9 protein-coding genes are annotated in these 12754 nt (G+C 71.2%); 7 read left to right on the top strand and 2 right to left on the bottom strand.

The genetic code is table 11. The annotated features are described in order from the left end of the window. Position 1 precedes the first annotated feature (1 nt). A complete protein-coding gene (locus tag BSB02_RS17120) occupies positions 2–1327 on the top strand; it encodes a maltokinase N-terminal cap-like domain-containing protein (protein WP_084959983.1) in 1326 nt (441 codons plus the stop codon). On the opposite strand, the gene BSB02_RS17115 is transcribed toward BSB02_RS17120, so the two are convergent. Next, positions 1314–2849, bottom strand: a complete 1536-nt coding sequence (locus BSB02_RS17115; protein ID WP_084959982.1) for an MFS transporter — start codon at positions 2847–2849, stop codon at positions 1314–1316. The two genes, BSB02_RS17120 and BSB02_RS17115, sit on opposite strands and share 14 nt — an antisense overlap. A gap of 140 nt (positions 2850–2989) precedes the next feature. Here BSB02_RS17115 and BSB02_RS17110 point away from each other — a divergent pair, with 140 nt between their 5' ends. The 6 genes from BSB02_RS17110 to BSB02_RS17085 all read left to right on the top strand — a co-directional run bounded on the left by BSB02_RS17110 (position 2990) and on the right by BSB02_RS17085 (position 11814). Further along, positions 2990–3634 (top strand): hypothetical protein, encoded by a 645-nt coding sequence (locus BSB02_RS17110; RefSeq protein WP_084959981.1) that lies wholly within the window; start codon positions 2990–2992, stop codon positions 3632–3634. Between the two features lies 1 nt (position 3635). Continuing rightward, a complete protein-coding gene (locus BSB02_RS17105) occupies positions 3636–4781 on the top strand; it encodes a copper amine oxidase (RefSeq protein ID WP_084959980.1) in 1146 nt (381 codons plus the stop codon). 77 nt (positions 4782–4858) lie between these two features. Continuing rightward, complete coding sequence (gene glgB, locus BSB02_RS17100) at positions 4859–7018, top strand: 1,4-alpha-glucan branching protein GlgB (protein ID WP_084959979.1); 2160 nt, start codon at positions 4859–4861, stop codon at positions 7016–7018. A gap of 93 nt (positions 7019–7111) precedes the next feature. Next, positions 7112–8791 carry a glycosyl hydrolase family 18 protein gene (locus tag BSB02_RS17095; RefSeq protein ID WP_084959978.1) on the top strand — a complete coding sequence of 560 codons (1680 nt, stop codon included), beginning with the start codon at positions 7112–7114 and terminating at the stop codon, positions 8789–8791. Between the two features lie 82 nt (positions 8792–8873). Continuing rightward, positions 8874–10559 (top strand): S8 family peptidase, encoded by a 1686-nt coding sequence (locus BSB02_RS17090; RefSeq protein ID WP_084959977.1) that lies wholly within the window; start codon positions 8874–8876, stop codon positions 10557–10559. Between the two features lie 481 nt (positions 10560–11040). Next, complete coding sequence (locus BSB02_RS17085; RefSeq protein ID WP_206184752.1) at positions 11041–11814, top strand: 2'-5' RNA ligase family protein; 774 nt, start codon at positions 11041–11043, stop codon at positions 11812–11814. Between the two features lie 100 nt (positions 11815–11914). Here the strand turns inward: BSB02_RS17085 and BSB02_RS17080 are convergent, their stop codons facing one another. Beyond that, complete coding sequence (locus tag BSB02_RS17080; RefSeq protein ID WP_158088658.1) at positions 11915–12667, bottom strand: GntR family transcriptional regulator; 753 nt, start codon at positions 12665–12667, stop codon at positions 11915–11917. Positions 12668–12754 lie beyond the last annotated feature (87 nt).

The following is a 12754-nucleotide window of genomic DNA, read 5'->3' as shown; positions in this document are numbered from 1 at the left end:
CGTGCTGGAGGACCTCCTTGCCCGCTGGATCACTCGCCAACGCTGGTTCGCGGGCAAGGGGCGTCCGATCGACACGCTCCGCATCGAATCCGACACCGACCTGGCAGGCGGCCTGCGCCACCTGATCGTCGAGGTGGCGCAGGGCGCCGTCAGGGACCGCTACCAGGTGCTCGTCGGCACCGTTCCCGACCTGCCGGACCGGCTCAAGCACGCCCTCATCGGCGTGGCCGACGGGCAGCACTTCTACGACGCCGTGCACGACCATGAGCTGACCCACGTGCTGCTGGAGGGCATGGCGCACGACACCACCTCCGGCCCCGTGCGCTTCCGGCGCGTGCCCGGCGTGGAGATCGGCACCAGCCCGCGCAGCCTGGTGCTGGGGGCCGAGCAGTCCAACACCTCGCTGGTGTACGGCGAGGCCTACATCTGCAAGCTGTTCCGCCGCCTCATCCCGGGGATCAACCCCGAGCTGGAGATCACCACCGCTCTGGCCGGGCGCGGCGCCCGCCACATCGCCCAGCCGTACGGCTGGATGGAGGCCGACCTGGACGGCCGCGCCACGACGCTGGCGATCATGCAGGAGTACCTGCCCACCGCCAACGACGGCTGGGACCTCGCGCTGGCCAGCGTTCGCGACCTGTACGGCCAGCTGCCCGGCGTCACGGCGGCCGAGGCCGGGGGCGACTTCGCCGCCGAGTCCTACCGGCTGGGCGTGGCCACCGCCGAGGTGCACCTGGAGCTGGCCGCCGCGTTCCCCACGGACGTCGTGGAGCCGCCCGAGGTCAAGCGCATGATCGAGGGCTTCTGGCGCAACCTCGAGCGCGCCGTGGAGGAGGTGCCGCAGCTGCGGCGGCACGTGCGCGTCGTGGAGGAGGCCTTCCACCAGGTCGAGGCCGTCACCGCCCGGGTGCCCGTGCAGCGGGTGCACGGCGACTACCACCTGGGCCAGGTGATGCGCACCACCACCGACTGGATCATCCTGGACTTCGAGGGCGAGCCCGGCCAGCCGCTGGAGGAGCGCACCGCGCTGGCCTCGCCGCTGCGCGACGTCGCCGGGATGCTGCGCTCCTTCGACTACGCCGCCCGCCACCTGCTGGCCGACCACCCCGACGCCGAGGAGCTGGAGGAGCGCGCGGTGGACTGGTCCACGCGCAACCGCGAGGCCTTCCTGGAGGGTTACGTGACCGGCGGCGGGCAGGTCACCGAGGCCGACTCGGCGCTGCTGCGCGCCCTGGAGTACGGCAAGGCCGTCTACGAGGTCGTCTACGAGGCGCGCAACCGGCCCTCCTGGCTGCCGATCCCGCTGGCCGCCTTCAGGGCACGCTGACCGGCTCGGGCTCGCTCTCCCGCGCGGTCGGCGGCACGTGCCGCAGGTAGACCGCCGCCAGCACGGCCGCGACGACGACGATCACGGCGCCCGCCACGGCGGCGACCTGGAGGCCGCCGGTGAACGCCGCGCGCGCCGCGTCCAGCAGGGCCCCGCCGGGTCCGGCGGGCAGATCCCCGGCCACCTCGGCGGCGGCGCCGAGCGTGTCGCGGGCCGCCTCGGCCGCACCGGGAGCCACGCCGTCGGGCACCTCCATCCGTGACCGGTAGACGGCCGTGGCGATGCTGCCGAACAGGGCCAGTCCCAGCGCGCCGCCGAACTCCTGCACCGACTCCGACAGCGACGAGGCCGAGCCGGAGCGCTCGGGCGGAGCCGAGCCGACGATCAGGTCGGTACCCAGCACCCACAGCGGCGAGACACCCAGGAAGAAGATCACCTGACCCGCCACGACCGCCGCGAGATCCGCCCGCGTGACGAGGGCGACCCCGGCGGCGCCGGCCAGGAGCCCGGCGGTGATGACGTGGGCCGGGCGGAACCGGCGGGCCAGCATCGGGGTGACGACGAATCCGGCGATGATGGCCCCGGCCTGCGGGAGAGACCACAGGCCCGCCTCCAGCGGGGACAGGCCCAGCACCAACTGGTAGTACTGCGCCGTCAGCAGGCCCAGGCCGGGACCGACGAGCACCACGATCATCATCGCCGCCAGGGAGGCGGAGAACGGCCGCACGGCGAAGAGCCGCATGTCCACCAGCGGGTCGGCCAGCCGGCGCTGCCTGGCCACGAACAGCACGCCGACCGCCAGCCCGGCGAGCACCGCCAGGACCGGGACGAGGCTCGCGCCGTACGCGGCGATCTCCTTGAGCCCGTAGATCACCGGCAGGATGGCGGCCAGGGACAGCAGCACGCTCGGCAGGTCGATCCGGCCGGAGCCCGGATCGCGGTACTCCGGCAGCAGGAACGGCCCCGCCGCCAGCAGCAGCGCCATCACCGGCACGCCCAGCAGGAACACCGAACCCCACCAGAAGTTCTCCAGCAGCACCCCACCCACGACGGGCCCGAGCACCAGGCCGCCGGTGAAGCCCGTCATCCACAGGCTGATGGCCACCGTCCGCTGGCTCGGATCGCGGAACATGTTGCTGATCAAGGACAGTGTCGAGGGCATCAACGTGGCACCCGCGACGCCCAGCAGCGCCCTGGCGGCGATCAGCAGCTCGGCGCTCGGGGCGTAGGCGGCCAGCGCCGAGGCGACGCCGAAGGCGGCCGCGCCGATCAGCAACAGCTTCCTGCGGCCGATCCGGTCGCCGAGGGAGCCCATCGTGATGAGGAACCCGGCGATGAGGAAGCCGTAGACGTCATTGATCCACAACAGCTCGGTGCCGCTCGGCCTCAGGTCGGCGCTGAGCTTGGGCACGGCGAGGTGCAGCACGCTCATGTCGATGGACAGCAGCAGGGTGGGCAGGACCAGGACGGCCAGCCCGGTCCACTCGCGCCGTCCGGCACGGGTCACAACGGTGTCGGTCATGGGACGACCGTAGGACCTCAAGTTCGATTGAGGTCAACAGATCCCACCTGACCTGCAAATATGCCCGTTTAGCCGCCAACGGCCGACAGCATGCCGCTACGCTTCGCAGGCGATCGTCAACGGATGGTAAAGGAGGCGACATGCGGCGTGGCGTTGCGCTCGCCGGTTCGGCGCTGGGCGTCGCGGTGCTGGCGGGCGCGCTGATCCTCCTCGCGGGGGACGGCTCCCCGCAGGCGGCCCGAACCGCCGGGCAGCAGCAGCCCGCGCCCGGCGATCCGCTCACCCCCGAGGAGGTCGGGCGGGCGAGCGAGATCGCGAACCGGCGGCACATGGCGGGTGGCCGCGTGGAGCTGCTGTACGTCGAGCGCGACGACGACAAGGCGCACGAGGGGGACCGGCGCGCCGCCGCCTACTTCTACGACTACGCCCGCGACACCCTCGTGGTCAGGACCGTGGACCTGGGCCGGGGCGAGGTCGTGGCCGAGTCCAAGGCCGCGGGCGCGCAGCCGCCGCCCTCCAGGCGCGAGGAGGTCGTGGCGGCCGAGCTGCTGCTGGCCGATCCGAGGCTGGGCAGGGGCGTCAGGGCCGAGTACGCCAGGGCCGCGGGCAGGCCGCTGCGCTCGGCCTCCGACCTGGGGCTGCGCGGGCTGATCTTCCGCGGCGGGCCCTGCCGTACCCACCGGTGCGTCCGGCTGTTCGTGCGCCTGCCCGACGAGCGGTTCCTCGACACCAGCCGCATCGTCGTCGACCTGTCCGCCAAGAAGATCCACACTCTGGAGTGGTGAGGTGCTCCTCAACTTAGCGCTCGCGGCCGTGCTGGCCGCCGGAACCCTGACCGCCCCGGACTCCCGCGACGCCGCGCCGTGCCGCGAGCCGTACCGGGTGGACCAGCGGCTGCCCAACGGGGCGCGCTGGCAGCTGTGCTGGGAGATGCGCACGATCGAGGGCCTGACGGTGACCAGGGTCGTCTACGTGCCCAAGGGCCGGCGCGGGGTGGGCGTGCTGCGCAGCGGGGCGCTCGCGCAGATCCACGTCCCCTACGACAGCGGCGAGCCGCGCTACCACGACATCGGCTCGCTGGGGCCCAGCGCCGTCCCGCTGACCGCGGCGGACTGCCCCGGCGGGCGGCGGCGGGAGCAGACGGTGTGCGTGACGACCAGGCCGCGCGGGCACGCGCACCTCAAGGACGGCTACGGCGACCCCGGCAGGCGGCGCTCCGCCCAGGGGCACGAGCTGGTCGTCCTCGCGGCCTACCAGGTCGGCTGGTACACCTACATCGCCGAGTGGGTCTTCGGCGACGACGGGTCGATCACGCCGCGGCTCGGGGCGACCGGCTCGCTGGCGGGCTACACCACGACGCCGAAGCACGGCTGGCCCACCGGCGTGGGGCACCGGCACTTCGAGGAGTCGCACAGCCACAACGTGTTCTGGCGGCTGGACTTCGACATCCAGGGGCGCTCGCGGGACGTCGTGGAGCAATACGACTTTTCCGGAAACGGGACGAAGAAGCGGACGATGGTCCGCACGCGCCTCACGCACGAGGCGAAGGCGGTGAGCGCGCCGATGCGCTGGTGGCGGGTGCTGGACCCGAAGGTGCGCAACGGCGACGGCCACCCCGTCTCCTGGGAGATCAGCAACTCCGACAGCTCACGCTACCGCGGCCCGGCCGAGGAGGCCTTCACCCACCACGACGTCTACGTCACGCAGTACCGCGCCTGCGAGCGCCTGGCCAGCATGAACGCCGCGCCCCGGTGCGCGGACTCGGTGGACGCCTACGCCGGGCGGGAGCGGCTCGCCGATCCGGTGATCTGGGTGAACGTCGGCTTCCACCACGTCGCCCGCGACGAGGACGCCGACCCCATGCCGGTGCACTGGCAGGGCTTCCGCGTGACCCCGCGTGATGTCACGGCCAAGAATCCGTATGGCGGTTGACGCGAACGGTTCGCGACTCGCCGGTGAAATCGGGCAAAGGCTGGGGAGGAAGGGCTTTCTAGGGCAGTGTAAGGAGCATGCCGGTGCACACTGAGCTCGAGCGCCTTGCAGGTGGGGCGCACCACGATCCGCACTCGCTCCTCGGCGCCCACCTGGGCCCCGGGGGAGTGACCTTCCGCGCGCTCAGACCCCTGGCCACCCGGGTGGAGGTCGTCCTGGCCGACGGCGGCAGGCACGAGATGCAGCACGTCGCGTTCGGGGTCTTCGAGACGACGGTGCCGGGACTGGACAAGGTGCCCGACTACACCTATCGGGTGACGTACGGCGACGCCGAGCCGTACGAGATGAAGGACCCCTACCGGCACTGGCCCACGCTGGGCGAGATCGACCTGCACCTGATCAGCGAAGGCCGGCACGAGCGGCTGTGGGAGGCGCTGGGCGCGCGGGTGATACGCCACGAGGACGTCGACGGCACGGCGTTCAGCGTGTGGGCGCCCAACGCGCGCGGCGTGCGGGTGGTCGGCGACTTCAACCACTGGGGCACCGACTTCCCGATGCGCTCGCTGGGCCGTTCGGGCGTGTGGGAGCTGTTCGTCCCCGGGCTGGGGCCGGGCGAGCGGTACAAGTTTCAGATCCTGGGCGTGGATGGGGTCTGGCGCGACAAGGCCGACCCGATGGCGCGGCGGACCGAGGTGCCGCCGCAGACCGCGTCGGTCGTGGAGCGGTCGGAGTACGTGTGGGGCGACGAGGAGTGGCTGGCCCGGCGGGCCACGCGGCAGGCGCAGCGGGAGCCGATGAGCATCTACGAGGTGCACCTGGGCTCCTGGCGGCCCGGGCTGAGCTACCGGCAGCTGGCCGAGGAGCTGGTCGCCTACGTGCGGGACATGGGGTTCACGCACGTGGAGTTCATGCCGGTGGCCGAGCACCCCTTCGGCGGCTCGTGGGGCTACCAGGTCACCTCCTACTACGCGCCGACCGCCCGGTTCGGGTCGCCGGACGACTTCCGCCACCTGGTGGACCGGCTGCACCAGGCGGGCATCGGGGTGTTCCTGGACTGGGTGCCGGCCCACTTCCCGATGGACGACTGGGCGCTGGCCCGCTTCGACGGCACGCCGCTGTACGAGCACGCCGACCCGGCCCGGGGCGAGCATCCCGACTGGGGGACCTTCGTCTTCGACTTCGGGCGCCGGGAGGTGCGCAACTTCCTGGTCGCCAACGCGCTGTACTGGCTGAAGGAGTTCCACGTCGACGGGCTGCGGGTGGACGCGGTGGCGTCGATGCTGTACCTGGACTACTCGCGGCGCGAGGGCGAGTGGACGCCCAACGTCTACGGCGGGCGCGAGAACCTGGACGCGGTGGACTTCCTCAAGGAGATGAACGCGGTCTGCTACCGGGAGGCGCCGGGCATCTCGACCATCGCCGAGGAGTCGACCGCCTGGCCGGGCGTGTCGCGGCCGGTGTACCTCGGCGGGCTCGGGTTCGGGTTCAAGTGGAACATGGGCTGGATGCACGACACGCTCGCCTACCTGCGCCATGAGCCGATCTTCCGGCAGTACCACCACCACCAGATGACCTTCTCGCTCATGTACGCCTACAGCGAGAACTTCGTGCTGCCGCTCTCCCACGACGAGGTCGTCCACGGCAAGGGCTCGCTGCTCGGCAAGCTGCCCGGCGACGAGTGGCAGCGCTTCGCCCAGCTGCGGGCGCTGCTGGCGTTCATGTGGGCGCATCCGGGCAAGCAGCTGCTGTTCATGGGCGGCGAGTTCGGCCAGGGCTCTGAGTGGTCGGAGGAGCGCGGCCTGGACTGGTGGGTGCTGGAGTTCGACGGGCACAAGGGCGTGCAGCGGCTCGTGCGCGACCTCAACCGCGTCTACCGGGAGACGCCCGCGCTGTGGGAGCAGGACTGCACCCCCGACGGGTTCCGGTGGATCGACGCCGACGACGCCCAGGGGAACACCTTCTCCTTCCTGCGCTACGCGAGCGACGGCTCGGCGCTGGCGTGCGTGGTCAACTTCAGCGGCGGGCCGCACGAGGAGTACCGCATCGGCCTGCCGTACCCGGGCATGTGGGAGGAGGTCGTCAACACCGACGCCTACGACTACGCCGGGAGCGGCGTGGGGAACCTGGGCGCGGTGGAGGCGGTCGAGGAGTCCTGGCACGGCCTGCCGTACTCGGCGAGCATCAGGGTGCCGCCGCTCGGGGCGGTTTGGCTTAAGGGAAGCTCAAGCGCGGATTAACGAGGGCCGAGGGCCCTTGCGGGGGACGGGCCGTACTAAATAACAAAGTTTGTTACCAGTACGGCTCTTCCCCCGTTTCTCTGGAGCACCCCTTTGAGAAGACTCACCCTCGGCTCGCTCGTCGCCGCCGCCGCCCTGCTCGCGGGGTACGGCACGGCCACCGCGGCCACCCCCGCCACCGCCACGTTCGCCGTCACCTCCGACTGGGGCTCCGGCTTCCAGGCCGGTGTCACCGTCAAGGCCGGATCGAGCGCGCTGTCCGGCTGGAAGGTGGAGTTCGACCTGCCCTCCGGGACGACCGTCAGCTCGGTGTGGGACGCCGAGATGACCAGGAGCGGCAACCACTACACCTTCACCGGCAAGTCGTGGAACTCGGCGCTGGCCGCCGGGGCCAGCACGAGCTTCGGGCTGGTCGGCGCGCCCGGCGGGACCGTCAAGGCGCTGAACTGCAAGCTCAACGGCAACCCCTGCGCGGGCGGCGACGCCACGCCCTCGCCCTCGCCGAGCCCCACGGCCACTTCGACGTCCAGGCCCACGTCCAGGCCCACGGCGACACCTACGGCCAGGCCCACGGCGACACCTACGGCGACACCGACCGGGAAGCCGACCTCGTCCCCCACGCCCACGCCGACCGTGACGCCCACCTCCAACCCGGGCGGCAAGAAGGTCGTCGGCTACTTCACCAACTGGGGAATCTACGGCCGCAACTACCACGTCAAGAACCTCCACACGAGCGGCAGCGCGGCCAAGCTGACCCACATCCTGTACGCCTTCGGCAACGTCACCGGCGGCAAGTGCGTGCTGTCGGACACCTACGCCGACTACGACAAGGCCTACTCGGCGGCCGACAGCGTCGACGGCAAGGCCGACACCTGGGACGACGGCGCCCTGCGCGGCAACTTCGGCCAGTTGCGGCGGCTGAAGGCCATGTACCCGCACCTGAAGGTCATCTTCTCCTTCGGCGGCTGGACCTACTCCGGCGGCTTCACCGAGGCGGCCAAGAACCCCGCCGCCTTCGCCAAGTCCTGCCACGCCGTGGTCGAGGACAAGCGGTGGGCCGACGTGTTCGACGGCATCGACATCGACTGGGAGTACCCCAACGCCTGCGGGCTGACCTGTGACACCAGCGGGCGGGCGGCCTTCAGGAACCTCATGGCCGCGCTGCGCGCCGAGTTCGGCGACAAGGCCCTCGTCACCGCCGCCATCACCGCCGACGGCACCGACGGCGGCAAGATCGACGCCGCCGACTACGCCGGGGCCGCGCAGTACGTCGACTTCTACATGCCGATGACCTACGACTACTTCGGCGCCTGGGCCAAGGAGGGCCCCACCGCGCCGAACGCGCCGCTGCACTCCTACGACGGCATCCCCACCCCCGGTTTCTACGGCGACAAGGCGATCCAGAAGCTCAAGGGCCTCGGCATCCCGTCGGGCAAGCTGCTGCTCGGCATCGGCTTCTACGGCCGCGGCTGGACCGGCGTGACCCAGGCCGCGCCCGGCGGCAAGGCCACCGGCCCGGCGCCCGGCACCTACGAGGCGGGCATCGAGGACTACAAGGTGCTCAAGACCAAGTGCCCGGCCACCGGGACCGTGGGCGGCACGGCCTACGCCTTCTGCGGCGGGCAGTGGTGGAGCTATGACACGCCGGGCACCGTCGCCGGGAAGATGTCCTACGCGCTCAAGCAGGGCCTGGCCGGGGCGTTCTTCTGGGAGACCAGCGGCGACACGGCGAACGGCGAGCTCATCACGGCCATCCACAAGGGCCTGAACTAGGAGGTCTCTCGCCCAGTGCCCCCTCGTCCCGGAGTACACGGGCACTGGGCGAGATCCACATATTTCTCTACACTCCGGGATCGTGCTCCTGCGACGCGCGATCGTCCCCGCCCTGCTGCTCGCCCTGTTACCGGCTCTGGTGACCGCCGCACCGGCGTGGGCCGACGATCCGGTCGCGGACAAGCTGGAGGCGGGCATCACCGGGCCCACTCGCGTGATCGTCGAGGTCACCTCGCCCGTGGACTCCGGCGCGGTGGCGCTCAAGGCGGCCGACGAGGACGCCGAGGTCGTGCTGAACCCGGCGGCCCAGCCGTTCATCGTCGTGGAGGGCACCGGCGAGGAGCTGGCCTCGCTGGCCGAGGACCCCAGGGTGGTCGCCATCCACCGGGACCGCGCCTACCCGCCCGCCGCCGTGGCCTCGTCCAACCTGAGCCTCGTCGGCGCCGACCAGGCCCACGCGGCGGGCGCGACCGGCGCCGGGCAGGCGATCGCCGTCCTGGACACCGGCATCGACCGCGACCACCCGGCCTTCGCGGGCCGCATCGCCGACGAGGCGTGCTTCTCCGCCGTCGACGAGGGCGTCCAGTCCCTGTGCCCCAACGGCGCCTCGACCCAGCTCGGGGCGGGCGCCGCCGAGGCGTGCGCCGAACTGTGCTTCCACGGCAGCCACGTGGCGGGCATCGCCACCGCCGTCGCGCCCGGCGCGCAACTGCTTGCCGTCCAGGTCTTCAGCCGCATCGAGTCGCCCGAGGACTGCGGGGGCGAGGCGCCGTGCGTGATGGCCTTCGAGTCCTCCATCCGGCTGGCGCTGGACTACGTGGCCGCCTCCTCGCTGCCGATCGCCGCGGTCAACCTCAGCCTGGGCGGCATGCCGTACGAGACCTCCTGCGACGACGCGGTCTTCAAACCCAAGATCGACGCGTTGCTGGCCCGGGGGACCGCCACGGTCGTGGCCGCGGGCAACGAGTCGTTCGAGGGCGCCTCGTTCCCCGCGTGCGTCTCCTCGGCGGTCGCCGTGGGCGCGTCGGACTCCGCCGACGGCCTGGCCCCCTTCTCCAACCACGGCCCGCTCCTGGACCTGCTCGCGCCCGGCGTCGACATCACCTCGGCCGTCCCCGACAACGCCACCGACGTGCTCAGCGGCACCTCCATGGCCGCTCCGCACGTCGCCGGGGCGCTGGCCGTACTGAAGGCGCGCTCCCCCGACCAGCCCGTCTCGGCGCTCGTCGACCGGCTCACCGCCTCGGGGCGGCCGATCGCGTACCCGGTTTCGGGCGGCGAGAGCCGTACTCCCCGCCTGGACGTCTACGCCGCCCTCACCGGCGCGCCGCCGTCCTCGGCCCCGAGCGGCCCCACCCCGACGCCTTCCGCCGACTCCCCCGCGCCCACCCCTGTGCCGCTGCCCACGATCACCGTCACGGTGACGGTCACGGTCACCCCGCCGGGCGCCGCCTCCGTCTGCACCCGTGGTACGGCCCGCACCCGCCTCACGCCCGCCCAGTGGGCCAAAGAGATCCACCGCTCCACCGGGAGCCTTTCGGATGCGACGTTGAGCTGCTACCTGCGCCTGGTGCAGAAGGCCAGCCAGGTCTTCCCGGAGGTGACGAAGGCGTCGACGCTGGGCACCGCCTACCGGGTGCTGCGGGCCGGGAAGACCTCGGCGCAGCGGATGGACCGCGCGCTCCTCACCGGGTGGCTGAACTGGGCCCGCGGTGTCAACGGAACGTCGACCTTGAGGACGGCTGAGAGGGTACGGCTGGCGGGCTGACACTCCATCGATCGGCGCTTCTTCGACGGTTGAGCAGTTCTTCGACGGCTGCCCACCCACCCGCCCGCCCCTGGTCATGCTGTGGCTGGCCACCGCAGGCAGTGCGGGCCGTAACCGGCGCTCATGGCCTTCTACGCCGTGATTCGGGACGTCATCATCGCTACAAGGTCGATCGAGCACGTGAGCGCCACCCCGCCCGACAGCACAGGGGACTCCCCCATGCGCTGGGAGCACTGGTGGAAGGCGTCGGCGGTGGGACCATCCCCGCGTGCGCGGGGAGCACAGCTGGGCTTTGGTGCAGCACAACGTGAGGCTCTACGCGAGGAGATGCAGGCGATGGGGTGCAGCGGCGCCAAGATCGTCACGGAGATGCGTACCCGCTGGCTGATGCGACCACGCGAAGCATGGCGCCACGCGCACGGCTGGACCCTCCAGCAGCTCGCAGACCGCCTCAACGCCGCGGCCGCCGCTTGCCCTGGCGATGCTCTGGCTGCTGATGCCTTCCTCGTTGCCAAGTGGGGAAATGCCTCACGGCGGCCGCAAGCTCCAAATGGAAATCGAAGCGTGGACCTTGGAGGCCATGCCACGCGCCCTCACCCAGGACCCAGTAACGAACCAGATTAAGGACAACATCATGAGACAGCAGAACATGGCAAACCACTGGTGGTGGCGACCCGGCTGGAAGAGCGGACGACGCTTCTACACCTGGCATATCACCTTCCAGAATGCGCCCGACGTACACCGGATTGCCCAGGCCTACCGAGAAGGCCTGGCCGGGGTCCCCGGCCTCGACCTGGTCCCCGACCGATGGCTGCACCTCACTATGCAGGGCCTCGGATTCGTCGACGAGGTAGCAGAGGAAGACGCCCGCGCGATCGTCGAGGCGGCGTCCCGCCGACTCGGCAATATCCTGGCCTTTGAACTGAAGTTCGAGCGCCCTGGCATCACCCCGGAAGCGATCCGTTGGGAAGTAACCCCGGCTGAGCCACCAGCCGCTGTACGCAGAGCAATCCGGCAGGCCATCGCCGAGGTATGGCCCAGCGTCCCAGAGCCCGAGGAGGGATTCGCCCCCCACGTGACCATCGCCTACAGCAGCGCCGAGGGCCCCTCCGCACCAGTCGCCGCCGCGCTGGCCAGCGTAGAGACTGCCCCCGCAGCCGCTCAGATCGACAGCGCGGAGCTCATCGTGCTGGGCCGCGACCGGCAGATGTATGAGTGGGAGCCATTCGCGTCCGTGCCGCTGGCCAAGCCGTAGCGGGGAACCATCCGCATGCTCGCCTACGGCTACCGCCACCGGCGTGGATGGCGGGAGGAGTGGAGGCCCGACAGGCGGCTGCCGTCTCCGTCGGCGGGAGCTACTCGGCCCGTGTAATCGGGTAGCGAACCTCGAACAGGCTGGCGTCGCGGCGGGTGATGTTCGCCTCCACGACGCGGCCTTCCGCATCGCCGGCGGTGGCGATGGTCATGCGGGTGACGCACAGCACGGGCGTGCCGGGCGCCAGGTCGAGCAGGCGGGCCTCGTCGGCTGTGGCCGACCTGGCTGTGATGACGCCTTCCCAGTCCAGGGTGCCCCAGCCAAGGTCGTTCTCCATACGGTCGTAGATGCCGCCGGGGCCTGTGCCGGGCTGGGCGAGGACGGTGCCGGCGGCGAGGTCGCCGGGCAGGTAGGAGGTGGCTAGCTGCATGACGCGGCCGGTGGCGGGATTGCCCATGATGCGGTCGCGGATGACGACCGGGTCGCCGACGGCCAGGCCGAGGAGGGGGGCGACGTCGGGCGGGCACGGCCCCTCAGTGACGGTAGGGGGTTGGAGAGCGCGCCAGGGCTGGACGGTCTGGGAGAAGTAGTAGCCGAGTTCGTCCCGGTAAGCGCGGGTATCGAGTGGGAGGGTCTGGCGTTCGGGTTGGGTGCGGACGGTCGTGCCGCCGCGCCGTACCGGGAGGAGCAGGCCCTCGGTGGTGAGCTGCGCGACGGCGCGGCGCACCGTGGTACGGCTGACGCCGAACTGGGCCTCGAGCTCTTCTTCCTTTGGGATCTTTGATCCGGGCGGGTACTGCCCCGTGGTGATCGCGTCGCGGAGTGCCTGGGCGACGTCGTGCCAGCGCGCCATATCTCTCTCACCTCTACGGCTCATTACATCACTATCTATTGACGAAGTATCTACCCTAACCCACACTCCAAATAGGTAACTACCTAT

It is taken from the genome of Thermoactinospora rubra (assembly GCF_002093975.1).
Taxonomy (GTDB): Bacteria; Actinomycetota; Actinomycetes; order Streptosporangiales; family Streptosporangiaceae; genus Nonomuraea; species Nonomuraea rubra_A.
Note: the sequence above shows the minus strand (reverse complement) of the source record. Positions and strands in the feature narration are given on the sequence as shown.